The following is a 24,421-nucleotide window of genomic DNA, read 5'->3' as shown; positions in this document are numbered from 1 at the left end:
ATACCCAGCCCGACCCCTAGGGTTGCCGGCATGGACCTCGACACCACGCACCGTCGCGTCGCGATCGCCGTCGGCACGGCGCGCGTGGCCGTGTCGGCGGTCGTCGTCGTGCTGCTGATGCTGACCTACGTCGAGCGCATCGCCGTCGGCGACAGCAACCCGTTCGACTACTTCGGATACTTCACGAACCAGACGAACCTGCTGATGAGCGTGCTCCTGGGAGGCGCGGGCGTGCTGATGCTCCTCGGGCGCCCCGCGCCCGCGTGGCTGGCGACCGCCCGTGGCGTCGCCACCGCGTGCCTGTTGGTCGTCGCGGTCGTCTACAACAGCCTGATCCCCGGCACGGGCACTGCGCCGGCGTGGGTCAGTGCGGTGCTGCACGTGGTGTTCCCGGCGCTCGCACTGCTCGACTGGCTGCTCGTCGGTGACCGGCACCGGCTGCGGTGGCGGTCCTGGTGGATCGTCCTGCCGTACCCCGTCGTCTGGCTGGTCGTCGTGCTCGTCCGCGGGGCCACGGACGGCTGGGTGCCCTACGGCTTCCTCCTGCCGGAGCGCGGCGTGGCCTCCCTCGCCGCGCACTGCGTGGGGCTGCTCGTCGCACTCGTGGCGGCGGGCGCCGTCGTCTGGGCGGGTTCGCGGCTGCGGGGGACCCTGCTCCCCCGCAGCTCGCGCCGCCCTGCCTGAGGCGGCCGGGTCAGGCGGCCGACCGGGTGGCCGGCCCGCCGTCGACGTCCACGTCGCGGCGGTCGACCCCGGTGGTGACGGCGTACGCGAGGCCGGCGATCGCCGCGCCCGCGAGCGGCGCGACGACGAACAGCCACGACTGGCCCAGCGCCGCGGTGTCGAACCAGGCGACGCCCAGCGACCGCGCCGGGTTGACCGAGGTGTTGGTGACCGGGATCGAGACCAGGTGCACGGCGGTCAGCGTGAGGCCGATGGCGAGCGGCGCGAAGCCGACGGGCGCACGGCGGTCGGTGACGCCGAGGATGACGAACACGAAGACGGCGGTGAGCACGACCTCCGTCACGGCGGCCGCCAGCAGCGTGTAGCCCTCCGGTGACCGGTCACCGAAGCCGTTGGTGGCGAAGCCGTCGGCGACGGAGAACCCGTCGCGGCCCGACGCGACCACGTAGAGCAGCCCACCGGCCACGCTCGCGCCGACGAGCTGCGCCGCGACGTACGCCGGCACGTCGCGCCACTCGAAGCGACGGGCGACGGCGAGGCCCAGCGTCACGGCGGGGTTGAAGTGACCGCCGGAGACGTGACCGACGGCGTACGCCATCGTGAGCACCGCGAGCCCGAACGCGAGGGCGACGCCGAGGTACCCCACCTGCTCCCCCGCCAGCACGGCCGTGCCGCAGCCGGCCAGGACGAGCCAGAAGGTGCCGACGGTCTCGGCGGCCAGGCGCGGGCCGAGGCGGGCCGGGGCGGCCTCGGCGCGGGCGGGCGTGGGACGGGTGGCGCGGGTCATGCGGTGCTCCTCGGTTCGGGTCGGGGCCGGGTGGCCGGGACGGTCGGACGGGAGTTGGTCGCGCGGCGCGGTGCGATCGTCACGCTCGACCTCCTGGGAGGATCACCACATGACCGTCCCCCTCGGAGTCGCGACGACCGCCGACGTCCGTGCCTGCGCCGCCGTCCTCGCCGAGGCGCTCGCCGACGATCCGGCCCTCCACCGCCTCGTGCCGGGCGAGCACGACCGCCACAGCCGGGTCGCGGCCGTCTACGAGGGCACCGTCCGCGGCGCGCTCGTCGCCGGCATCGTGGACGTCGCCCGTCGGGAGCCCGGCGGACCCGTCATCGGCGTGGCCGTCTGGGAGGCGCCGGACCGGCGCCGGGCTCCCCTGGTCGGACTGCGCGGGCTCCCCCGCGCCGTCGGCGCCGTCGGGGTCCGCAACCTGCGGGCGTCGCACGCGGAGAGCGCGCGGTACGCCGCGGCCCGGCCCGCGACGCCGCACTGGTACCTCACGGACATCGCGGTCGGGGGCGCGGCCCGCGGGCTCGGCGTGGGCAGCGCGCTCCTGCGCCACCGGCTGGCGACGATCGACGCCGACGGCGCCGCGGCGTACCTCGAGGCGACGAGCCCGGTGAACCAGCGGCTCTACGAGCGCTTCGGCTTCGCTCCCCGGGGCCGCATCGGAGGGCCGGGTGACGACGAGGGCCTGACGACCATGTGGCGTCCCGCCCAGGGCTGACCGCGCGCCTCCGCCGCGGCGGGCGGCGACCTGGCTACCGTCCTCCCGTGGTCGCTGCACGGGAGCTGGACCGGGTCACGGTGCGGGTGGCGGTCGACCGCTACCTCGACGGCGTCGCGCGGGCGGTCGCGGGTCACTCGCTGGCCGCGACGACGGCCGCGAACTACCGGCGCGACCTGGCCGAGTTCGTCGAGCTGGCCGGTCCCGAGACCGTGCTCGACGACATCACCGGGGCGCAGCTCGACGACATCGTGCTCGCCTACGGCGCCCGGCCCGACGGCCGCTTCCGCGGCAACCGGGACGGCGGCAGCGCCGTACCGGCTCCCGGGTCCACCAAGACCCGCGGCGCTGGCGCGACCCGCCGCTTCCAGTCCTCCGTCTCGCGGTTCTTCGAGCGGGCGACCCGTGAGCGCTGGGTCGAGGCGAACCCGGTGCTCGACGCGGAGGTGCGCGTCAAGCGGCCCCGCACCTCCGACCCCGCCCGCAAGGCCGTGCCCACGCCCGTCGCGAAGGCGCTCCTCGACGGCACCACGGCGACGCCGCCGGGTGCGGCCACCAAGCCCGGCGCCGACCGCGACCTCGGTCCGCGCGACGAGCTGATCTTCCGGCTGCTGCTCGAGACCGGCATCCGGGTCTCCGAGCTCTGCGGGATCGACCAGGCCGACATCGAGGAGCGGATCGTCGGCGAGGGGTCGGGCGCGGACGGCGACTACGCGACCCAGACCTGGCTGCGCGTCCTCGGCAAGGGCAGCAAGGAGCGGTGGGTGCCCCTCTCCCCCGGCACCGTCGCGATGGTCGACGCGTACGTCGCGGGCTCCCGCCCGACGCCCCAGCCGCGGACGGTCAAGGACCCGGAGACCGGTGAGCGGGTCGTGACCGTCGGGGTCGAGGACGCCGAGCGGGCGCTGCTCCTGACCTGGCGGGGCCTCCGCATCCGACCCCGCGACGTGCAGCTCATGGTGAAGCGGTCGTGCGACGCGCTCCCCCCGCGGCTGCGCCGCCGCGTGACGCCCCACGGGCTGCGGCACACCGCGGCCACCGTGCTGGTGCACCACGGCGTGCCGGTCAACGTCATCAAGGACCTGCTCGGTCACGCCTCGATCGCGACGACGGACGTCTACCTCGACACCGTTGCCGAGGAGCTGGTCGCCGCCGTGAACCGGCATCCGTTGACGTCGGGATGAACGAGCCACGCCCGGCCGCCCCGGCATCCGGCTTCCTCGGAATGTAACCGAGCCGACACCCCTCGAGCCCCCCCGCCATGTTCAGATGATTCTGAACCTACTGGGGGGGTCTCGGGATGAACCACGGACAGGTCCACCGGGTGGCGGCCGCGCATGCGTCGCCACTCGTGCTGAGCGGGCTGGAGGCGGCGCTCGCCGACGTCGACGAGCTGCGGCACGTGGGCTCGTGGAGCCCGCCGACGAGCATCGACGAGCTGGTGACGACCTGCCGGCCCGACGTCGTGCTGATGGAGTACGAGCACGTGGTGCGCACCCCCGGCTGGCGGGCCGCCCTGCGGCGCCACGAGAGGGTCCGGGTGGTCTTCCTCGGGCGGGTCGACGAGCCGCAGGAGGTCCTGCGTTCGCTGCACCTGGGCGCCGTGGGGTTCCTGCACCACAGCGTCCCGGTGCCCGACCTGGTCCGGGGCCTGCTCGACGTCGTCCGCGGACGCACCTGCATCTTCCTCGACGCGGGCCCGCCGCCGCCGGTCGAGGCAACGCCTCCCTCTGCGGCCTGCGACCTGACGCGGCGGGAGCAGGAGGTGCTGGGCATGCTGCTGCTGCGGCAGTCGAACGACGAGATCGCCGAGCACCTGACGATCACGCGCCAGACCGCCAAGAACTACGTCAGCCAGGTGTTCCGCAAGCTCGGGGTGTCGAGCCGACGGGAGCTGCTCCACCTCGACCCGCCGCGCGCTGCCTCGGCCACCGTGTCGGCCGCCTCGTCGGTCGTCGGCGCGGCGCCCCTGCGGGCTCGTGTGCGTCACGGATGAAGCCGGGCACGCGGTCGTCGTGCTAACGTTCAGAATATTCTGAATCTGAAGCACCTGCTCGGGAGGCCACCATGACCGCCGTCATCCACTGCACCGCGTTGACCAAGAAGTTCGGGGACTTCACCGCGCTCGACGCCGTCGACCTCACCGTCGGCCCGGGCACCGTCCTCGGCTACCTCGGCCCCAACGGGGCCGGCAAGAGCACGACGATCCGGATGCTCCTGGGGCTCTCGACACCGACGAGCGGCAGCGTGCGCGTGCTCGGCCACGACCCCGCGCGCGACCCCGCCGTACGGGCTCGCATCGGGTACTCCCCCGGTGAGCTCCGCCTCGACGACCGGCTGACCGTCGCACAGACCCTCGAGAGCTGGAGCCGACTGCGCCCCGGCGTCGACACCGCCTTCCGCGCAGAGCTGGTCGACCGCTTCGCGGTGCGCCTCGACAAGCCGGTCAAGGGCCTCTCCACCGGCAACCGTCGCAAGATCGGGCTCGTGGGCGCGTTCATGGCCCGACCCGAGCTGCTCGTCCTGGACGAGCCCACCAACGGCCTGGACCCCCTCATGCAGGAGGTCTTCCTCGACACGGCTGCGGAGGCCGCAGCCGCGGGGGCCACCATCCTGCTGTCGTCCCACGTCATGTCAGAGGTCGAGCGCATCGCGGACCAGGTCGTCGTCATCCGTGCGGGCAGGGTCGTCGCCAGCGGCACCACCCAGGAGATGCGTTCCGGTGCACCGCTGCGCGTCCGGGTGGTGTTCGACGGCAGCGGGCCGTCCGCGTCGGACGTGGCCAGGCTGCCGGGCGCCGCGGCGGTCGAGCAGGTGGCTCCGCAAGAGCTCCGGCTGCGGTGGACCGGGCCCCCCAACGACCTCTTGCGCCTTCTCGCCGCCCACGACGTGCACACGCTCAGCCTGCCGGAGCCCGACCTCGAGGATGCGTTCTTCGAGCACTACCGCTCCCCCGCCCCCACCGCTTCCAGTCCGTCCGTCCGCCCGTCCGCCTCCGTGCACTGAGACGAGGGAGATCCCATGTCGTCCACCTCCGAGCTCGTCAACCGCGGCCTCCAGGCGCAGCGCCGCGCGACCGTGGTCTGGACGGTCGCGCTGCTGCTCCTGGCGGCGTCCGTCGTGTCCGTCTGGCCGTCCATGGAGGAGTCGGGCTCACTCGACTCGCTGAGCTCCGGACTGTCCCCGGATGTCGCCGCAGCCTTCGGGCTCGACCAGATCGCCACTGCCAGCGGCTACCTGCGCGGGAACCTGTACGCGGTCCTGCTCCCCCTCCTCCTCGGCCTCATGGCCCTCACGGCGGCGACGTCGCTCACCGCCGGTGACGAGGAGGCTGGTCGGCTCGAGCTCCTGCTCGCGCTGCCGGTACGCCGCCGTACGGTCTTCCTCACCCGTCTGCTCACCGTCGTCGTCAGCCTCGCGGTGGTGTCGGTGCTCGTCGGTCTCCTCGTCGCCGGCTGGGTGGCTGCCCTCGACATGGACGTGTCGACGACCGGCGTCGCCGCGGGCACGACCGCGACCTCGCTGCTCGCGGCGCTGCACGCCTGCCTGGCCTATGCCGCCGCCTGCTCCGGTCTGAGCCGCTCGGCGACGATGGCGGTCGCTGGGGGCGTGCTCGTGCTGGGATACCTGCTGCACGCCATCGCGCCGCTCTCCTCGGCACTCGAGCCCCTCGCCGTCGTCTCGCCGTGGGAGTGGGCCCTGGGCAGCAACCCGCTCGAGACCGGCTTCGACCCCGTCGGCCTGCTCGCACTGCTGGTGGCGTCGGTGGTCGTGACGGCGGTGGGCACTGCTCTCGTCGAGCGGCGCGACGTGCGCACCGCCTGACGGGGGGCGCTCCACCCGTTCCACCACGGAGGGGCCGGTGACCCGAGGGGTCACCAGCCCCTCGTCCATGCCCGGTCGCGGCCGTCGACCCTGCTCGTGAGGTCGGTCACGGTACCCGCGGTCCTGCTACCCGCCGGTTCCAGTACCGCGCGGGCCTACGGAGGCACGGTCGACGGCTCCTAGCGTCGTGCCATGGCCGACCACACCATGCACGAGGATCCCGTCGTCGTCACGGGCATCGGAACGGTGCTCCCCGGAACCCACGACGTGGGCGACCTCTGGTCGCACGTCAGCAACGGCCGGTCCCAGGTCTCCCGCCTGGACCGGTTCGACGCCGCGGCGGCCGGGCTCCCCGTCCACGCCGCCGCGCAGGTCCGCGACTTCGACCACCGGTCCTACCTCCCCGCGCTGAAGGACGAGCACGCCGCGAAGTACAGCCGAGAGATCCTGGTCGCCATGTCGGCCATCGCCTCGGCGCTGGCCGACGCGGGCCTGCAGCGCGGCGACGTGCCGGGCGAGCGGGTCTCGATCGTCCAGTCGTCCTCGCGAGGCCCCCTGGCGTGGTGGGCCTCGGCCATGGACCCGGGAGCCGGCGGAGCGCCGTACGGCGACAGCGGCGCCATGTTCCGGGGGTTGGCGGGCTGCCCGGCCTCGCTCGCGGCGATCTACCTCGGTGCGCAGGGCCTGGTGACCACCATCAGCAGCGCCTGCGTCGGCGGGCACCACGCCGTCGGCATCGCCCTCGACGAGCTGCGCAGCGGCCGTGCCGACGTCGTGCTCGCCGGGGGTCACGAGTTCCCGGTGCTCGCCGAGGTCGCCCGCTGCTACCTGGCGTTCGGTCCGGGTGTGCTCTCCAGCGAGTCGGAGGACCCGACCCGAGCCGTACGGCCCTACAGCGCGGACCGTGAGGGCTTCGCGCTCGGCGAGGGCGCCACCACGCTCTGCCTCGAGCGGGAGAGCTCGGCGCGGGCACGCGGCGCGCGGATCTACGCCCGTGTCCTATCCCACGCGCCCGCGAACGAAGCGGCCCACGGGACGAGCATGGACCTCACAGGGAAGGTCACCGCCAGCGTCATGGGTCGAGCCCTCGCTGCTGCGGACCGCGACCGTGACCAGGTCGGGCTGGTTGTCGGGCACGGGACGGCCACCCGCTACAACGACCTCGCCGAGTCGCGAGCGTTGCGGGCGCTGTTCGTCGGGCGTGACGACGCGGACCTTCCGCCACACACCTCCAACAAGCCGATCTACGGCCACACCTTCGGCATGGCCGGCGTCATCAACGTTGCCGCGACCGCGCTCGCGCTGCACCACCAGACCCTCACCCCCACGGCGAACCTGGTGGCGCCCGACCCCGAGTGCGACACCGACCACGTCGCCGGGGGGCCCCGGCGTGCCGCGATCGACGTCGCCCTCTCCCTGTCGTTCGCCTTCGGGAGCCAGACGTCCGTCATGGCGATGGAGCGGGCGTGAGGGCCACCCCGGGGTCGCTCGCCGTGTTCCACGCCAGCGGTCCCGACGACCTCGTCAGCACCTTCGTCGGCGCGGACGACCACGTCCACCTCGCAGCCACGCTCTCGCGGCCCAACGCCCTGGGCAACGCACTCGCCCGGCAGTTCCGCGGGCGGCGGTCGCTGACCGTGAGCACGACCGCCGTCCACTCCAGCGCCCACGCCCTCACGATCGCCGGCGCGGTCCGCAAGGTCGTCACGGGCTTCCTCGGTGACACCTATCCGACTCCCCGGCCCAACCCCCTCTACCGCGCCGTCGCCGACGGCGAGCCCTTCGAGGTGGAGATGTGGTCGCTCCTCACCTACACGCAGCGCCTCATGGCGGCTGCCACCGGGCAGCCCTGGGCGACGACCGGCTCCCGGATCGCGGAGTCGGACCTCTCTGCCGCCCGTACCGAGCACGTGGCCCGCGTGACCCACCCCGACGGCACGGAGGTCACGCTGCTCTCGCCGTTGCGGCCCGACTGGACGCTCGTGCACGGCGCCTGCGCGGACCGACGCGGCAACGTCGTCCTGGCGGCCCCCGTGGGCGAGGGCGCGTGGGCGGCGTACGCCGCACGTCACGGCGTCCTCGCCTCGGTGGAACGGGTGGTCGACGAGCACGACGCCGTGCTGCCACCCGACCACGTGATGGTGCCGGGCCACCTCGTGCGGGGCATCTGCGAGGCCCCGTACGGCGCCCATCCCCAGTCGCTGCGCAGTGCCGGCATCGGCGGGGTCGAGGGCTACCTGGACGACTACCACCACCTGACCGAGATCGTGGAGGCCTGCCGCACCGAAGAGGGGAGGCAGGCCTGGTTCGACCGGTGGGTCCACGTAGAGGGCCACGAGCAGTACCTGGAACAGCTGCGGGTGGACGGAGCCCCGGCGCGGATAGCTCCGTCGGCCCCGCCCGCCGCCGCGGCCACCGTGGGCCCGGGGGTCGTCGAGCCCGGCCCCCCGTCCTCCGCCTCGACGCAGGAACAGCTCACGGTGCTGGCCGCGCGCGCCGTGGTCGCGCTCGTGGAGGAGCGTGGGTACGACACGCTGCTCGCCGGCATCGGTACGTCGCACGTCGCGGCGTGGCTGGCGCGACGGATGCTCCAGGAGCGGGGGCGGCGGGTGGCTGTGGCCGCGGAGCTCGGGTTCCTCGACATGGACCCCGTCGACGGCGACGTCTTCCTCTTCAGCCAGCGCCACGCCAGCCGCTCAGCCATGCTCGGCGGGGTCGCGGAGGTGCTGGGCGGCGCGGTCGCCGCCAACCCGCGTTGCCTCGGGGTGCTGTCCGCGGCCGAGATCGACCGCACCGGAACGATCAACACGAGCCAGCTGCCCGACGGTCGCTGGATCACCGGGTCGGGCGGCGCCAACGACATCGCCTCCACGACGGACTGCCTGGTCGTCGCGCCCGCCTCCCGACGCCGCTACGTCGACCGGGTCGCGCACCGCACCAGCCCCGGTGACCGCGTGCGCGACGTCGTGTCGCAGTTCGGCTGGTTCCGTCGCGACGACGCCGGGCAGGACTTCACGCTCACCACCTGGCTCGCCCCTCCCGACGCGCCGCCCGACCTCGACCCGCGCGGCGCGCTGCGCGGCCTCACGACCTGGCCGGGCGACGGCGCCCGTGCGACCGCCGAGAAGCCCGTGACCTCGTCCGAGCTGCGCATCCTCCGCTCCCTCGATCCGGAAGGCCACTACAGATGACCACCATCGACCGCTCCCCGGCACCGGCCCCGCCGGTCGTCGGCCCCGCACCCGGGCTCGCCGTCGCCGCGCCCACCCGCCTCCGTGGCATCGCTCACTACTTCCCCGGCGAGCCCGTGGGCAACGACTTCTTCGAGGCCATCCCCGCACTGGGGATCGACGACGCCTGGATCCAGCGCAGCACCGGGGTCCGCAGCCGACACTGGCCCGAGGAGGACGGCGGCGAGCGTGCCGTCGAGATGGGTGCCCGTGCCGTCGAGGTCGCCCTGGACCGCGCGGGCCTGCAGCCCGAGGACGTCGACCTCGTGGTCGGCACGACATCGACGACCCGGCCCCGCGTCAACCCCAGCTCGGCGACGAACCGCTACATGGACATCTCGCTGCCGCTGCAGGCACAGGCCGGCCTGGTCAACGCCACCTGTTTCGACGTCACGGCCGTCGCCTGCGCCGGTTTCCTCTACGGGAGCGCGGTGGCGGCGTCCCTGATGCCCACCCTCGGCATGCGCAACGCGCTCGTGGTGTGCGCCGAGAACCCGCGTCCGATCCTGAACTTCAACTACCGCTACTCCGCCCTCTTCGGCGCCGGTGCCGCGGCGGCAGTCTGGACGTCGGTGCCGACCGACGGCGCCGGGCCGGGAGCGAACGGCACGCCCGCGATAGCGGGCCCGCAGCTCATCGACGTGGTGCTGCACGCGGACGGCACCCACTTCGACGCCTTCGACATCGACGACGACGACAAGATGCTGATGAAGGGCAAGCAGGTCGGCGACCTCGGGCCCCGCCTGCTCGGAGCGGTCGGCACGGAGCTGCTCGAGCGCAACGGGCTCACCGTCGACGACGTCGCCTGGTTCGTCCCGCACCAGGGCAACCTCAACATGATCCGTCAGGTCTGCGCCGCCCTCGACGTGCCGCTGGACCGGGTGCTCACCAACATCGAGAGCCGAGGCAACACCTCCAGCGTCAGCATCCCCAGCTGCCTGTCGGAGAACCTCGCCGCGGGACGCATCCGCACGGGTGACCTGGTGGTCGCGATCGGGATCGGACGGGGCTTCAGCTGGGGCGGCATGCTCCTGCGCGCCTGAGCCCCGCCCCACCTCATTCCCCGACACGAGAGGGACCTCATGGACGAGGCACAGCTCTGGGCCCGCAGCGGCCTGAGGATCACCGGCTACGGGCACCACCTGCCCGGCGCACCCATCACCAACCCCACCCCGCCCGTTCTGGACGCCACGTCCGTCGACGCCGCCGTGATGGGAGCGGTGGACGTGCTGTCGCGTCACCGGGCCGAGGACGGGCAGACGCCGGACGTCCTGGGCGCCGTCGCGGCCGAGCGGGCGCTCCAGGACGCCGGGATCGACGCCTCCGAGGTCGACCTCGTGGTGCTGAGCAACTGGACCGACCGGCAGTTCGTGCCGGAGTGGGGGCCCAGGCTCGCCAGTGCGCTCGGCGCACGCCGTGCCTTCGCCTTCGACGTCTGCGGGGCCTGCACCGGCTTCGTGCACGGCACGCAGACGGCCGCGGCGCTGTTGACGGCCACGCCGCACTGGCGCACCGCCGTCGTCGTCTGCGCCGAGCGCTTCTCACGGCGGGTGCGCCCCACCAGCCACGGCGAGCAGATCGTCGGCGACGCCGCCGCCGCCGTGGTGCTCCGGGCCGATGGCGCCGACCAGCGTCTCGGGCTGCTCGACAGCATCATGGTGAGCGACGGCGAGCAGCACGAGGCGACCACGGTGTTGCCCCCCGCGGGCTGGATCAAGAGCCGCAAGGACCTCCTCGGCACCGCGGTGGCCTCGCACGTCGACACCGTGCGGCGACTCCTCGACCGCGCCGGTCTCGGGATCGAGGACCTCGACTGGGTGGTACCGCACCCGGGGACGGGTGCGCTGCACCGGGCGGTGCAGGAGGCGATCGGCGTCGACGAGCGCCGTTTCGTCACGAACTTCGCGCGGATCGGCAACACCGGCTCGGCGTCGATCCCCGTCGTCCTGTCGGAGATGCGTGCCGACGGCCGACTCCGGGACGGCGACCTCGTGCTCACCCCGTCGGTCGGTTCCGGCTGGTTCTACGGGGGGCTGCTGCTCCATGTCTGAGACCCGTACCGCCCTCGTGACCGGCGCCAGCCGTGGCCTCGGTGCCGCCCTCGCGCTCCGTCTCGCGGCCGCCGGCTGGCACACCGTGACCTGCGCACGAGACCCCCAGGCGCTCGCTGCCCGCGCGGCCGACGGAGCGGCGCAGGGTCTCCGGCTGCATCCCGTCCCCGCGGACGTCACGGACGAGGAAGCGGTGACCCGACTCTTCGACCGCATCGCGCAGGAGGCCCCTCCGCTCGGCCTGTGCGTCAACAACGCCGGGGGCAACTACGCGCACACGCTCGTCGGCCGGCGCTCGCCCGCACCGGGCGCGGGTGGTGTCGACCTCCGCCCGCACCCGCTCGACGCCTGGCGTCGCACCATCGACCTCTGCCTGACCGGCACGTTCCTGGTCGGCCGTGGGGCCGCAGGGGCGATGCTGCGCGCCGGCACCGACGGCGTGATCGTCAACATCTCCTCCACGGTCAGCCGCGGTGCCTACGCCCAGTCGGCGTACACAGCGGCGAAGGCCGGGGTCGAGGCCCTGACCCGCACCTGGGCCGTCGAGCTGGGCGACGCGGGAATCCGCGTGCTCGCGGTCTCCCCCGGCGTCATCGACGGTGATGCGCTGCGCAGCCGCACGGCAGCGAGTCCGCGCCACGCGGCGTACATGGCGGCGATGCTCGAGCAGGTGCCCCTACGCCGCTGGTGCACCGAGGACGACGTCGCCGACGCCGTCCTCCTGGCGGCCACGAACCGTGCGATGACCGGAACGATCCTGGAGGTGGACGGTGGAGGCATCCCCGCTCGTGTCGTGGTCTAGCCCGAGCTCGGCCGCGCAGGCCCCGGCGCAGCTGGAGCAGGCCCGAGGCGCGGGCCTGATGGCCGGGCGCACGGTGCTCGTGACCGGCGCCAGCAGCGGCATCGGCGAGGTCGTCGCGCGCACGCTCGCTGCCCAGGGCGCCCAGGTCGGCCTGCTCGCCCGCAACGAGTCCGAGCTGCGGCGGGTCGCCGGCGACGTCTCGACGGACGGCGGCACGGCGTGGGCCGCCCCCGCCGACCTCCGCGACACCGCAGCGGTGGGCCGGGCGGTGACCGAGGTCGCCGAGGCACTGGGCCCGGTCGACGGGCTGGTGCACTGCGCCGCCGAGGCGCGGGACCAGGCGTTCTTGTGCGACCTGCCCGAGGAGGTGTGGGACCGCACGCTCGACATCAACCTGACGGGCGCCTACCGGGTGTGTCGCGCGGTCGTGCCGACCATGATGCAGCGGCGCTCCGGCGGGATCGTCCTGGTGACCTCGATCGCCGGTTCCCGCGGCCTGCCCGCCAACACGGCCTACTGTGCCTCGAAGTTCGGGCTGACCGGTCTGATGCAGTCCCTGGCGGCCGAGCTCGGCGCGTTCGGCGTCCGGGTCAACGCCGTCAGCCCCGGGCTCGTCGAGAGCCCTGCGTCCACTGACGCCGACCGCTACGGCGACGCGTTCATGGCGAGCCTGGCCCGCCACCACGGGCCGGCTGACCTGACGTGGGAGCGCTACCTCCGGCGCGCCGTCAACGGAACCATCCTGCGCCGCATGGTCCAGCCCCAGGAGGTCGCGAACCACGTCCTGTTCCTGCTCTCCGACCTCTCCGACGGCGCCACGGGCCAGTCGGTCGCGGTGGACGGCGGAGTCCTGTGACGTCCTTGCAGCGCAGCGCGCGGGACGCCGTCGTCACGGGGATGGGCTTCTGCCTGCCTGGGTCCGGCGGACGCCCGAGCGTCACCGCTGCGGACGTGTGGCGGACCGCGTCGACAGGTAGCTCGCACCTCGACAACGACGGCTTCTTCCACGGCATCGTCCACGGTGCGCGGGAGGAGTTCGCCGCGCGGTTCCCCGAGGTGCCGGCCCGCCACCTGCGCAGCTACGCCGACGTGCACCTCTACGGGGCGGTCGCCCTGGACGAGGCCGCCCGCGACGCCGGTCTCGACCGCGCTGCCGGGGACCTCCGCGACGCCGCCGTCCTGACGGCCCGCGCAGGCGTCGACAGCAACTACGACGCCTACCGGGCGTGGCACGACGCCGACCCTGCCACCATCGACGCCGCGAGTGCCAAGTCGCTGTTCGTGGCCCTCGTGATCGCCGGGACCAACAGCGACGTGGGCGCGGTCCAGGCCTCGTTGTGCTCAAGCCAGGGGCCCAGCTTCACGGTCAGCTGCGGCTGTGCCTCGTCGGCGGTGCTGCTCGGCATCGCCCGCACCCTCATCGCCACGCGGCAGAGCGACCTGGTCGTCGTGACCGGTGCGGACCGCTTCGACGTCGAGCGCGTGCTCCACGGTGACGCGCTGCGCGAGGTGGTCGAACGGGAGCAGCCCGTGCAGGCCCGCCACAACGACGAGCCCCCGGCCGCGCCGCGCCACGACCGTCGCATGCGGCCCTACGACGCGCGCAGCGACTGCATGAACTACGGCGACGGAGCCGTCACGCTGGTGCTGGAGAGCCGGGAGCGCGCGGACCGCCGCGGAGCGTCCAACTGGGGGACGGTGCGCGCGCAGGCGACCACCCGCTCGGGTCTCGGCAGCGCCGTGGGCATCGACACCAGCGGGTCGGCGCTGGTCGAGGCGAGCCGGGCCTGCCTGGAGCAGGCCCGCCTCGACCTGGACGAGATCGGGTACGTCAACGGCGGCGCCGAGGGCGATCCGCTGTTCGCCCGCATCGAGGCCAACGCGGTCGCCGCTCTGTGGGGCACGCCGAACGACCTGCTCGTGTCCTCGCAGGAGGGCGCCTTCGGGCACAGCGGCGCACCCCTGGGCAACCTGGGCGCCGCGCTGACCCTCATGATGATGCGCGAGCGTGCCGTGTGCCCGTCCGCCGGGTGCGAGGAGCCATCGCCGGTCCTCACCTTCGACCCCGTGGCCGGCACCGCCGTGCGGCGCCGCGCGTTCGAGCACGCCCTCTCGTTCAACTACCAGATCGGTGGCGTCAACAGCGCCCTGCTGCTGGGGGCCGACCGTGAGCGCTGAGGCGTCGTCCCGGTCGACCCGGGGGACGCGCGGTCCCGCGGGAACGCTCTCGGTGACGCTGGCGGGCGCGGGCGTGGTGCTGCCGGGCCCGGGCGCGGCCTGCACGGACCTCGCGACCTTCTTCGAAGTGGTGGGCGCGGGACGCTCGTGCCTGGCGCCGTACGACCAGCCCGGACTTCCGCTGCGGATCGCCGGCACCGTGGGCGCGTGGGACGAGCAGGCCGCCACCGGGCTGGACGAGCGGCGGCTCGCCCGGACGTCCCGGGCGGCTCGGATGGCGCTGGCCGCGGTGCGTTCCGCGCTCGCGGACGCAGCACTGTGCGCCGCGGACCTCTCCGACGAGCGCTCGCTGCTCGTCGCCTGCTCGCTGCAGTTCGCCTCGCCGGAGTTCGAGGACTACCACGCCACGATCGCCGCCGAGGGGCCGGCCGCGCTGGGCATGCGGTACTGGATGACCGGGACCCCGGCGAGCGTCGTCGGGACCGTTGCCTCCAGCCTCGGCACGGGCTGCCCGACCCTGAGCGTCGCGGGGTCGTGCAACGTGGCGCTGCGCGCCGTCCATCTCGTGCACCAGCTGCTCCTCGCCGGGGAGATCGACCGTGCCGTCGTCGTGGGGGTCGACACGACGGTCGACCCGGTGTTCGTGGCGGGAACGTCCTTCGAGGGCCGCAGCGGCTACCGCGCCTCCTCCCTGAGCGACGACCCGCGCGACGTCCGCCCGCACGACCGTGTGCAGAGCGGCAACGCGACCGGGGAGGGAGCGGTGGCCGTGGTGCTGGAGCGCACCTCGTTGACCGCACGCATCGACCGGCCCGCCTTGCGGGTCCTGGCCGCCACGTCCCGCAGCAACGGTCCGTCCGCGGTCGCGACGGGGCCGCCGGACAACGTCGTCGCCGACGTGCTGTCGCTCCTCGACCGCAGCGGGCGGGGGCTCGGCGACGTCGCCTTCCTGAGCGACTACGCCGACGGCAATCGCTTCGTCGAGGACCACTTCTGCGACGCGCTCCTCGGCGTCCGACGGCGTACAGGTCACGACGACGAGCTGTTGGTGACCAACCAGGAGGCCGTGTTCGGCCACGTCGCCGGCACCGGTGGCCTCGTGAAGCTGATCTCTGCCGTCCAGATGCTCGCCGACGGCCGGGTCGCCCCCAGCGCCGGCTGTCTCACGCCGTACGAGCGCCTCCTCGCGCGGCCCGTCGGGGCCGCCGGGACGCCCCACGACGGTGACGCCGCGCTCGTCGTCACGTCGGGCGCCGGGGGCGACGCCACCAGCATGCTGCTCCAGCTCGAGGGAGGAACCCTGCGATGACCCACCCCCCGATCCCGCTCGCTCCCGAGCGCGTCACCACCGCGCCGCCTGCCGTCGGGACGCCCTGCGTCCTCCTCGGCACGTCCGACCAGCCGTCCTCGGTCGTGGGCGCCCTGCGCGCCGCGCTCGGTGTCGCCGGTCTGGTCGAGTCGACGGCCCACGACGCGGACGCGGCGGTGGTCGTCGTGCCGCTCATGGGCTGCACGGCGCTCGGGGCCGTGCCCCCGGCCGGCCTCGACCGCGGAGCGGTGGTCCGTGCGTTGGCGCGCGCCGCCCGCGGCGGGGCGGCTCGAGCGGTGCTGGTGACCGACCTCGGGGGCTCTCCGCCCCTGCTCGAGCCGGAGCTCGCGGGCCAGGTCGCCGCCGACCTGGCCTGGTGGCAGGACCTGGCCGTCACCTACGCCGCGCGTGGCGCGCTCCTCAACACCGTGCGTCTGGGCTTCTCCCCGATCTTCGGGCACCGGCTCACCGCGGCGGAGCAGCGCGCACGCCACCGCTACCAGCCGCTGCGCCGCGACGTCGGCGTGCGGGACGTGGCCGCCGCGCTGCGGTTGTTCACCGACCCGGCCAGCAGCTACCTCGTCGGCGAGACCCTGCCCGTCGACGGGGGCGCGTCGCTCGGGCTCTTCCCGGCCGTGGCACGTCCCGGTAGCGGTCGCCCGGCCCGGCGACGACCGACGGACACGCCGACAGCGCTCCCCGGATCCGAGGACCTCTCCCCGCTGCCCCCCGAGGACCTGCTGGGACGCACCGTCCTCGTCACCGGGGCGAGCAGCGGCATCGGGCGCGCCGCCGCGCTGCACCTCGCCCGCCGCGGTGCCGACCTCGTCGTCGCGGCGCGCCGCGAGGACGCGCTCGCGGACCTGGCCGACGAGGTCGTGCGGCAGGGGCGCCGGGCGTGGACGTTGTCGGTGGACCTCGCCGACCCGGGCGCGGCGGCGGCACTCGCGCCGCGGGCTTGGAGGGCAGCCGGACGGGTCGACGACCTCGTGTACGCCGCGGGTCACCTCGGACTCGCGGCACCCGACGACGACGCCACCCGGCGCCGTACGTTCGAGATCAACTTCTTCAGCTGCGCCCACGTCACCGAGGCCTTGACGACCCGGTGGGTCGAGACGGCCCACCGGGGCGCCAGCGTCGCCGTCTCCTCGGTGAGCCACACGCTGGTGCCCGTCCCCCTTCTCGAGCACTACGGCCCGAGCAAGGCGGCGCTGACGCAGCACGCCCGCGCGCTCGCCGTGTCCGTCGGCCGCCACGGCCTCCGCTACAACGTCGCCGCACCGGGCATCATCGCCACCGACATGGGGGATGCGGCGGGTCCGGCGTACCGCAACGGCTGGATCAGTCGGATCCCCCTCGGCCGGGTCGGGAGCGCCGAGGAGGTCGCCCCCGTGCTGGGTCACCTGCTCTCGCCCCACGCCGCGGCCGTGACCGGCACACACCTGCGGGTGGACGGCGGTTTCGGACTGGGCTGGATCGACACGAGCGCGGACGGCGGTGACCGGTGACGGCCCCCGGCACCGCGCTCGTCACGGGCGCGTCCTCGGGGATCGGTGAGGCGACCGCCCGAGCCCTGGCGCGCGCCGGCTGCCACGTCGTGCTCGTGGCGCGGCGGCGCGACGAGCTGGAGCGGGTCGCGGCGGCGATCCGCGCCGAGGGTGGACGCGCCGACGTCGCGCCCGCGGACCTGCGGGAGACCGGTGGGGTCGACGCCGTGGTGGCCCGCGCGGAGGCCCTCGCCGGACCGATCGAGGCCCTCGTCGGCTGCGCGGGCGCGGTCCGCCTGGGCGAGCTGCACGAGGTCGACGACGGCTCGTGGCACAAGCAGATCCTGCTCAACGTCACGGTGCCCTTCGCGCTCACGCGTGCCGTGCTGCCCGGCATGCGACGCCGGGGGCGTGGCTGGATCGTCCACGTCGGCTCGGCGGTCGGCGGGACGGCCGTGCACGGCAGCGGCGCCTACGGCGTGAGCAAGAGGGCCCTGCAGCACCTGACGGAGCTGACGCACCTCGAGAACCGTGACCACGGCATCCACGCCCATGCCGTGTGTCCCGGATGGGTGGCCACCCCGCTGGCCGCCGATCCGGCCGCGCTCGGGATCGACCCCGACCTGGTGCTGTCGCCCGAGGACGTCGCTGCAACCGTCGTCTGGTTGCTCGAACGCCCCGGGCACGTGGCGGTGGGGCCGGTGGTGAACGTCGAGCCCCTCGCCGGTGCAGCCGACGCCCGCGCCACGATGACCCGCGTGGCCCGCGCGGGGGCCACGAACACGCCCCCGCCCGTCCGGACGGTGGTCGAGCACGACCTGGCGGTGCCGATGCGCGACGGCACGCTGCTGCGCGCGGACGTGTGGCGTCGCGAGGGCGACGCGCCACGGCCCGTCGTGCTGTTCCGCACCCCCTACGACAAGTCGGCGGCACCGCTGGGGACCCTCAGCCCCGCCCAGTGCGTCGACGGGGGCTACGCGGCGGTCGTGCAGGACACGCGGGGCCGGTTCGCCTCGGACGGCCCGTGGACGCCGCTCGACTGGTCCCAGGAGGGCCCGGACGGCCACGACACCATCGAGTGGATCGCTGCGCAGCCGTGGTGCGACGGCAACGTCGTCATGGCCGGGACGTCCTACCAGGCGATCGTGCAGTGGCTCGCGGCCGCCGAGCGTCCGCCCCACCTGCGGGCCATCGCCCCCACGATGTCGACGTCCGCCGGGTTCGACCGGGAACAGACCGGTGGTGCCCTGCGGCTCGACCACCTGACGAGCTGGCTGGCCCTCACCGCCGCGGAGTGGGTCCGCCGGCGCGCCGCGGCAGGGCACCGCACGGACCCCCGGGTGCTCGAGGAGATCACCGCGCTCCTCACCGACCCCGAGTGCGCCGTCCTGGCGCGGCCCGCGGCCGAGATCCTGGACGTCGAGGGGTTCCCCGGTCGGCTCCGCGACGTGGTCGAGGGCCGTCGCGCCACCATGTCCGAGCTCGACCTCGACGGCGTCGAGATCCCGACGCTCTCGGTCGGCGGGTGGTTCGACGTCTTCCTCCACGGCACGGTGTCGCTGCACCGCGCGTTGGTCGATCGCCACCCCCACGTCGGCCACGAGCTCGTCGTCGGCCCGTGGGTGCACGGCGGCCAGCTGCCGCAGGTCTGCGGCACCGTCAACACGGGCGTGCTCGGCTCGGCTCTGGGCGGTGGTCTCGCGCGACGGCACCTGGAGTTCTTCGACCGCCACGTCGGCCGCGGCGACGCGGACGGCTCCGGCGCCGAGGAGGAGCGCGGGGACGCTGTCCACTACTTCGCGATGGGGCCGAACCGCTGGCTCTCGGCCCCGGCCTGGCCACCGCCCGGCACCACGCACGTGGAGGTGCCGTTGGTGCCGCACGGCGAGCACGCTCCGGGCGCGCCCGGACCGCTCGTGCACGAGCCGCACCCCGCTCAGCGAGCTCGGCCCGCGGGCGACGGCGCGAGTGCGTCCGTCCGCTTCACGTACGACGCGGACGACCCGGTCCGCACCCACGGCGGGCGGGTGCTCCAGCTGGGCACCCAGGTCGCGGGTCCGCAGGAGCAGTCCCACCTCTGCGGGCGCGCCGACGTCGTGACCTGGACGTCGGCGCCGCTGACCGAGGACCTGCTGCTCGTCGGTCGCCAGCGCCTGGTGCTCGACCACGACATCGACCCCACCACGACCGACCTCGCGGTGCGGCTGTGCGACGTCGGTCCGGACCTGCGCTCGACGCTCCTCGCCGAGGGCCACCACCGACCCGACCCGCTCCGGGCCGGTGCCGCCACGACGTCCGAGGTGCTGCTCGGCGACACGGCGTGGCACGTGCCGGCCGGGCACCGCCTGCGCCTGCACGTGACCTGTGGGAACCACCCGCAGCACGACCGCAACCCCGGGCTCGACCGGATGGTCGCGGACGGGCTGCGCCCCGTGACCGAGCAGTCGGTCGTCCACGGCTGCGGCAGCGCCAGCCGGCTGCTCCTCGAGGTCGGCCCGCGGTCCGGTTCGGACGCATCGGCGGCGTCGGCCACGAGGGCCGCGCCCGGTCCGGTCCCCCCTGACCCTGCACCGGCCGACCCTGCGCCGGCCGACCCGCCGCTGCTCGACCCCGGCGACCCCACGGTGCCGTCTCCCCGGCAGTGCGTGGTGGAGCCCCTCCTGCGGTACCGGGCGCGGCGCACGCCGGATGCACCCTTCGCGGTGTTCGAGGACGGCCGGACGTGGGACTACGCGACGCTCCTGCACCGGTCCGAGCGGACCGCAGCGGGTCTGCAGCAGCTCGGCGTCCGACAGCGTGACCACGTGCTGTCGTGGCTGCCGAACGGCCCCGACGCGCTGCGGACCTGGTTCGGCACCAACCTCGCGGGGGCGGTCGTCGTGCCGATCAACGTCGCCTACCGCGGCGCCATGCTGGAGCACGTCGTGGCCGACTGCGGTGCGCGGATCCTCGTGACGCGCCCGTCCCTGGCCGTGCACCTCCTCGACGTGGCGGTGTGCAGCCTGACCACCGTCGTCCTGGTGCCGGCCCCGGGCGAGACGGTGCCCGACGAGGTCGCCGCCCTGGCCGAGCGGGGCATCACCGTGGTCCTGGGACTGGACGCCGACGTCTTCGAGCCGCCCGGCGAGCCGGTGCGGGCCGAGGACACCCAGAGCATCATCTACACCTCGGGCACGACGGGCCCCTCGAAGGGCGTGCTGTCGTCGTACGCGCACCTCTACTCCAGCGCCGCCGCGGCCTTCGGGGGGCGCACCACTCCCGCAGACCGCTACCTGCTGCAGCTGCCGCTGTTCCACGCGGGCGGCACCATCGGTGTCTACGGCATGCTGCTGCACGGGGCGTCGGTGGCCGTGGTGCCGTCCTTCCGCACGTCGACCTTCTGGGACGTCGTGCGCGAGCGGAAGGTGACCTCCTGCACCTTGCTGGGCGTGATGGCGTCGTACCTGCTCCAGCAGCCACCCGGTCCCGCGGACCGCGCCCACCCGCTCCGCGAGATGTTCGTCATCCCCCTCGGCGCCTCCGCCGACGAGCTGCGTCGGCGCTTCGGCGTCCGCGTGCACGCCCTCTTCAACATGACGGAGGTGGCGTGCCCGGTGATGGCCCTCGATGCCCCGGCGGTGCCGATGCTCGCGGGACGGCCACGTGCGGGGGTGGAGGCCCGTGTCGTCGAACGCGACGGGTCGGAGGTGTCGGCCGGGGAGGTGGGTGAGCTCGTGCTGCGTCCGCACCGACCGTGGTCGTTCGGCCACGGCTACCTCGGGCGGCCCGAGGCCACGGCCGCCGCCTGGAGGCAGGGCTGGTTCCACACCGGCGACAGCTTCCGCCAGCTGCCGGACGGGTCGCTGGTGTTCGTCGACCGGATCAAGGACGCGATCCGTCGGCGCGGCGAGAACATCTCGTCGTTCGAGGTGGAGGCCCAGGCCCTGGCACACCCGGCGGTGCGGGAGGCCGCCGCGGTGGCGGTGCCCTGCGCCGACGGCGAGGACGACGTGCTGCTCGTGGTGGCGGGCCCGCCCGGTGGCCCGCCACCGGACCCCCTCACGCTCTGCGTCCACCTGCAGGAGCGACTCGCGCACTTCATGGTCCCGCGCTACGTGCGGGTCGTCGACGCCCTGCCGCTGACGGTCACCGCCAAGCCGCGCAAGGACCTGCTCCGTGCGGAGGGGGTCGCGCCCGGCACGTGGGACCGCGAGGCGGCCGGCCTGTCGGTGCGGGCGGTGAAGGTCCGGTGACGGACGGGCCCCCGCCTGCGGCCACCGACCCGACGGTGGGCAGGCGCGGCGGGTACGGCGCGTTCGTCGCCTCCCTCGATCCCTCGGGACCGCTGGCGCTGGAGCTCGACGGCGCCGTCGCCGTCGTCCGGATGCGGCGAACGGAGCGTCGCAACGCGCTGGTGCGCGCGATGACCGAACCCATGCTCGAGGCGCTCGTGCGCGCATCCGCTGACCCGGACGTGCGGTGCGTGCTCCTGACCGGCGGCGAGGACGCCTTCTGCGTGGGCGACGACGTGGCCAGCGTCGAGGCGTGGCGGCATGGCGACGCGGCCACGACCCCCTTCGACGCGCTGACCCACGACGCCCACTACCTCCGCATGTGCGAGGAGCTGCTGCGGATGCCGAAACCGGTCGTCGCCGCCGTCGGCGGTGCGTCAGCCGGGGCGGGCACCGAGCTGTTGTGCGCGGCGGACTACCGCGTGGCGGGGCGGGACGCCGTGATCGGCAACCGCCTCCTGCAGGTGGGTCACGTGGGGAACGTCGTGCTGCTCTCACGCCTGGTCGGGCCCGGGCGGGCCACCAACCTCTACCTCACGGGTCGCATGGTGCCCGCGGAGGAAGCACTGTCGATCGGTCTCGTCGACGAGGTCGTGCCCGCCGGTGACGTCGTGGCCGCCGGTCGGCGGCGCGCCGCCGAGCTCGCTGCTCTGCCGACCCGCGCCATCGCGCTCTTCAAGGACCTGCGCGAGCGCACCTGGGGTCAGCCCGCCGAGCTGGGCCTGCGCTGGCAGGACCGCTGCCACCTCGTCACCCACGACACGGTGCGGGACGCGGCCGAGGGCATGGCTGCGTTCGCCGAGCGACGGGCACCCCGCTACGAGGGGCGCTGAGCCACCGCGTCGAGCAGGTCGAGCGCCGTCGAGCCGAGCCATGCGGCAGCAGTGCCGGGGGTCAGGGGCAGCGCAGCGACCTCCGCGGCGAGCAGGTCGACGGCCACCGGGTTGACCCAGCCGGAGGTGCCGAACATCATGCGCCCCCGGGCGAGGGCACCGTCGTGCTGCAGCGCGGCCTCCCAGCCGGAGCCCGGCGTCGTCATCGTGCGGGCCCGGTGCGAGGAGAGCTCCAGGCGCACCCGGGGATGGCGGGCGGCCGTGAGCAGCATGTGCGTGACGTCGGGCCACCCGGCGTGCCCGGCCACGAGCCACAGCGACGGGTGGCGCCGGGCGAGCTCCTCGACCACCACCCAGCTCCCGAGGCCGCTCGGCTGGCTCGCGGCGACGTGGTGCCCGGTGTGCAGCCACACCGGTAGCCCCGCTGCGGCGGCCGTCGCCCAGAAGGCGTCGTGCGCCGGGTCGGTCGCGGTGGTGCCGTCGAGGAACGGGATCACGCAGAGCCCCTCGGCCCCGTCGGCCGCCAGCCGCGCCACCTCGGCGTCGGCACCGGGCTGCAGCGCGACACCCGCCCACACGGTGAAGTGGTCGGGGTTGGCGCGGGTGACCTCGAGCAGCCAGTTGTTGTCCGAGCACCCGTCGGGCCGTCGCCCGGGACCGCCCAGCACGACCTCGCGAACGACACCGCGCGCCCGCCGGTCCGCGACGTGGGCGGCCAGGTCGAGCTCGGGCCGGTCCGGCGGGAGCAGCACGTCGAGGGCGGCGTCCCAGTCGTGGGCCAGCGCGGCGGCGTAGGTCCCGTGGTCGGCACCGAAGTAGCGGCACATGGCGCGTCCGAACACCGACAGGTACTCAGGCGCGTGGACACGGAACCGGTCGAGGTAGAGGCGCCAGCCATCGGTGTCGTGCAGGAGCGCGCACATGTCGACGACCGGCGGGCGATCCGTCGGCGCCGTCACGCCGACGTGTCCCGCAGCGCGGCGACCTGCCCGGGGTCTGGCGGGCCGGTGCGCTCGGCGCGACGCTGCTCGAGCACGTCGTTCGACACGTCGACGTACACGTCGAAGAGGTCGGCGATGTCGGTGAGCCGCCGCTGCGTGCTGCCCTGCGCCACGCGCGCACCGTCGCGCAGCGTGCTGGAGAAGCGCTTCAGCTGCACCCCGTTGACCTTGAGCAGGCGCTCGATGTCGCCGTCGACCTCGTAGAGGATCCGGCGCGAGCCCGGCTGGGAGATGCGGCGCACGAGGAACCACGACTCCAGCTGGCGGGCCGCGACCGAGAGCCCGCTCTTCGAGGCGCCGAGGTCGAGGACCATCGTGTCGAGGTCGACCGGGTCCTCCTGGAGCAGGAGGTACGCGTACAGCTGCCCGGTCACCGGGGGCAGGCCCCAGCGCTTCATCAGTGACGCGAGGTCCGCCACGAACGCGTGCTGGTCAGGGTCGTGGGTCATGCCGCCTCCCTCTCGAGGAACCGGATGACCTCGTCGGCGACGAGGTCGGGCTGGTCGAGCTGCGCGACGTGGCCCGCGTCGGGCACCGTCACGAGGAGCGCCCGCGCGTCGCGCCGTGCCCAGCGCTGCATCGCGTCGCCGATGTTGCCGGTCTCGTCCCGGGCGCCGACGAGCAGCAGCTGCGGCACGTCGGAGGTGTACCCCGGCCGCGGTCGCACGGCACGCGCGACGCCGGCCCAGACCTGCACGAACCGCCGCTTGCCCAGAGCGGTGAACACGTCGGCCAGGTAGACGCGCGCGGGCTCGGTGACCGCGGAGGCACGCACCATCGAGCGCACGAGGCGCTTCCGGGGCACCAGGCGCAGGAGGGGGCCGGCCAGGCGCAGCTGGAACCGCTCCCACCGCGTCACGGGCAGCGTGTTGGACGTGGAGCCGATCGCCACCAGCGCTCCGCACCGTTCCGGGTGGTCCAGGAGCACCTGCTGGGCGATGTTGCCGCCCATCGACTGGCCGAGCAGCACCACGGGGCCGCGCACACCGATCCGGTCGAGCAGCTGCACGAGCACCTGTCCCGCCTCCGCCACGCTGAACCGGTCTTCCCCCAGCGGCGACCGACCGTGGCCCGGGACGTCCCAGACCAGCGTGCCGAAACCGGCGGCGTGCAGGCGCGGGAGCAGCAGGTCGAACATGTGGTGGTCCGCGCCTGCCCCGTGCGTGAGCACCACCGTCGCTCCGCCCGTGCCGGGCTCGTGCTGCCACCACACCCGACGGGACACGTCTGGCTCGTTCATAC

At 74.3% G+C, this 24,421-nt stretch carries 21 protein-coding genes; 17 read left to right on the top strand and 4 right to left on the bottom strand.

All coding sequences use genetic code 11. The features are described from left to right. Positions 1 to 30: 30 nt before the first annotated feature. Positions 31 to 684: a Pr6Pr family membrane protein gene (locus tag QE405_RS07065; RefSeq protein WP_307199494.1), complete on the top strand. Its 654-nt coding sequence runs from the start codon at positions 31 to 33 to the stop codon at positions 682 to 684. A gap of 10 nt (positions 685 to 694) precedes the next feature. On the opposite strand, the gene aqpZ is transcribed toward QE405_RS07065, so the two are convergent. After that, the gene (gene aqpZ / locus QE405_RS07060) at positions 695 to 1,471 is read right to left on the bottom strand and encodes an aquaporin Z (protein WP_307199493.1); all 777 of its coding nucleotides are present in this window, start codon (positions 1,469 to 1,471) and stop codon (positions 695 to 697) included. Positions 1,472 to 1,580: 109 nt separating this feature from the next. Between aqpZ and QE405_RS07055 the strand changes: the two genes are divergently transcribed. From QE405_RS07055 to QE405_RS06980, 16 genes are all read left to right on the top strand, one after another. Beyond that, on the top strand, positions 1,581 to 2,192 hold the full coding sequence (locus QE405_RS07055; RefSeq protein ID WP_307199492.1) for a GNAT family N-acetyltransferase: 612 nt from the start codon (positions 1,581 to 1,583) through the stop codon (positions 2,190 to 2,192). A gap of 47 nt (positions 2,193 to 2,239) precedes the next feature. Further along, positions 2,240 to 3,376 carry a tyrosine-type recombinase/integrase gene (locus QE405_RS07050; protein WP_307199491.1) on the top strand — a complete coding sequence of 379 codons (1,137 nt, stop codon included), beginning with the start codon at positions 2,240 to 2,242 and terminating at the stop codon, positions 3,374 to 3,376. A gap of 116 nt (positions 3,377 to 3,492) precedes the next feature. Beyond that, positions 3,493 to 4,188: a helix-turn-helix transcriptional regulator gene (locus QE405_RS07045; protein WP_307199490.1), complete on the top strand. Its 696-nt coding sequence runs from the start codon at positions 3,493 to 3,495 to the stop codon at positions 4,186 to 4,188. A 71-nt stretch (positions 4,189 to 4,259) separates the two neighbouring features. Then, positions 4,260 to 5,198 carry an ABC transporter ATP-binding protein gene (locus QE405_RS07040; RefSeq protein WP_307199489.1) on the top strand — a complete coding sequence of 313 codons (939 nt, stop codon included), beginning with the start codon at positions 4,260 to 4,262 and terminating at the stop codon, positions 5,196 to 5,198. 15 nt (positions 5,199 to 5,213) lie between these two features. After that, a complete protein-coding gene (locus QE405_RS07035) occupies positions 5,214 to 6,017 on the top strand; it encodes an ABC transporter permease subunit (RefSeq protein WP_307199488.1) in 804 nt (267 codons plus the stop codon). Positions 6,018 to 6,209: 192 nt separating this feature from the next. Beyond that, entirely contained in the window at positions 6,210 to 7,487 is a 1,278-nt protein-coding gene (locus QE405_RS07030; RefSeq protein WP_307199487.1) for a beta-ketoacyl-[acyl-carrier-protein] synthase family protein, read from the top strand. Further along, positions 7,484 to 9,208 (top strand): CoA-transferase, encoded by a 1,725-nt coding sequence (locus tag QE405_RS07025; RefSeq protein ID WP_307199486.1) that lies wholly within the window; start codon positions 7,484 to 7,486, stop codon positions 9,206 to 9,208. The genes QE405_RS07030 and QE405_RS07025 overlap by 4 nt, the downstream gene beginning before the upstream one ends. Further along, positions 9,205 to 10,290 carry a ketoacyl-ACP synthase III gene (locus QE405_RS07020; RefSeq protein ID WP_307199485.1) on the top strand — a complete coding sequence of 362 codons (1,086 nt, stop codon included), beginning with the start codon at positions 9,205 to 9,207 and terminating at the stop codon, positions 10,288 to 10,290. The genes QE405_RS07025 and QE405_RS07020 overlap by 4 nt, the downstream gene beginning before the upstream one ends. Positions 10,291 to 10,329: 39 nt before the next feature. Next, positions 10,330 to 11,298 (top strand): ketoacyl-ACP synthase III, encoded by a 969-nt coding sequence (locus QE405_RS07015; protein ID WP_307199484.1) that lies wholly within the window; start codon positions 10,330 to 10,332, stop codon positions 11,296 to 11,298. Next, positions 11,291 to 12,100, top strand: a complete 810-nt coding sequence (locus tag QE405_RS07010) for an SDR family NAD(P)-dependent oxidoreductase (RefSeq protein WP_307199483.1) — start codon at positions 11,291 to 11,293, stop codon at positions 12,098 to 12,100. The genes QE405_RS07015 and QE405_RS07010 overlap by 8 nt, the downstream gene beginning before the upstream one ends. 58 nt (positions 12,101 to 12,158) lie before the next feature. Next, positions 12,159 to 12,956, top strand: coding sequence for an SDR family NAD(P)-dependent oxidoreductase (locus QE405_RS07005; protein WP_307199482.1), 798 nt, complete (start codon positions 12,159 to 12,161; stop codon positions 12,954 to 12,956). After that, the gene (locus QE405_RS07000; RefSeq protein ID WP_307199481.1) at positions 12,953 to 14,278 is read left to right on the top strand and encodes a beta-ketoacyl synthase N-terminal-like domain-containing protein; all 1,326 of its coding nucleotides are present in this window, start codon (positions 12,953 to 12,955) and stop codon (positions 14,276 to 14,278) included. The genes QE405_RS07005 and QE405_RS07000 overlap by 4 nt, the downstream gene beginning before the upstream one ends. Next, complete coding sequence (locus QE405_RS06995) at positions 14,268 to 15,587, top strand: beta-ketoacyl synthase N-terminal-like domain-containing protein (protein WP_307199480.1); 1,320 nt, start codon at positions 14,268 to 14,270, stop codon at positions 15,585 to 15,587. Before QE405_RS07000 ends, QE405_RS06995 begins: the two co-directional genes overlap by 11 nt. Continuing rightward, on the top strand, positions 15,584 to 17,095 hold the full coding sequence (locus QE405_RS06990; protein ID WP_307199479.1) for an SDR family NAD(P)-dependent oxidoreductase: 1,512 nt from the start codon (positions 15,584 to 15,586) through the stop codon (positions 17,093 to 17,095). The genes QE405_RS06995 and QE405_RS06990 overlap by 4 nt, the downstream gene beginning before the upstream one ends. Continuing rightward, complete coding sequence (locus QE405_RS06985) at positions 17,092 to 21,306, top strand: CocE/NonD family hydrolase (RefSeq protein WP_307199478.1); 4,215 nt, start codon at positions 17,092 to 17,094, stop codon at positions 21,304 to 21,306. The genes QE405_RS06990 and QE405_RS06985 overlap by 4 nt, the downstream gene beginning before the upstream one ends. Beyond that, positions 21,303 to 22,178: an enoyl-CoA hydratase/isomerase family protein gene (locus tag QE405_RS06980; RefSeq protein WP_307199477.1), complete on the top strand. Its 876-nt coding sequence runs from the start codon at positions 21,303 to 21,305 to the stop codon at positions 22,176 to 22,178. The genes QE405_RS06985 and QE405_RS06980 overlap by 4 nt, the downstream gene beginning before the upstream one ends. On the opposite strand, the gene QE405_RS06975 is transcribed toward QE405_RS06980, so the two are convergent. From QE405_RS06975 to QE405_RS06965, 3 genes are read right to left on the bottom strand one after another with little or no spacing between them, the layout of a single operon-like run. Further along, complete coding sequence (locus QE405_RS06975) at positions 22,163 to 23,137, bottom strand: amidohydrolase family protein (protein WP_307199476.1); 975 nt, start codon at positions 23,135 to 23,137, stop codon at positions 22,163 to 22,165. The genes QE405_RS06980 and QE405_RS06975 overlap by 16 nt on opposite strands. After that, positions 23,134 to 23,628, bottom strand: a complete 495-nt coding sequence (locus QE405_RS06970) for a GbsR/MarR family transcriptional regulator (protein ID WP_307199475.1) — start codon at positions 23,626 to 23,628, stop codon at positions 23,134 to 23,136. The genes QE405_RS06975 and QE405_RS06970 overlap by 4 nt, the downstream gene beginning before the upstream one ends. Next, positions 23,625 to 24,419: an alpha/beta fold hydrolase gene (locus QE405_RS06965; RefSeq protein WP_307199474.1), complete on the bottom strand. Its 795-nt coding sequence runs from the start codon at positions 24,417 to 24,419 to the stop codon at positions 23,625 to 23,627. The genes QE405_RS06970 and QE405_RS06965 overlap by 4 nt, the downstream gene beginning before the upstream one ends. Between the last annotated feature and the right edge of the window lie 2 nt (positions 24,420 to 24,421).

It is taken from the genome of Nocardioides zeae (assembly GCF_030818655.1).
GTDB classification, from domain to species: Bacteria; Actinomycetota; Actinomycetes; order Propionibacteriales; family Nocardioidaceae; genus Nocardioides; species Nocardioides zeae_A.
This window is presented reverse-complemented; position numbering and strand designations above follow the sequence as displayed.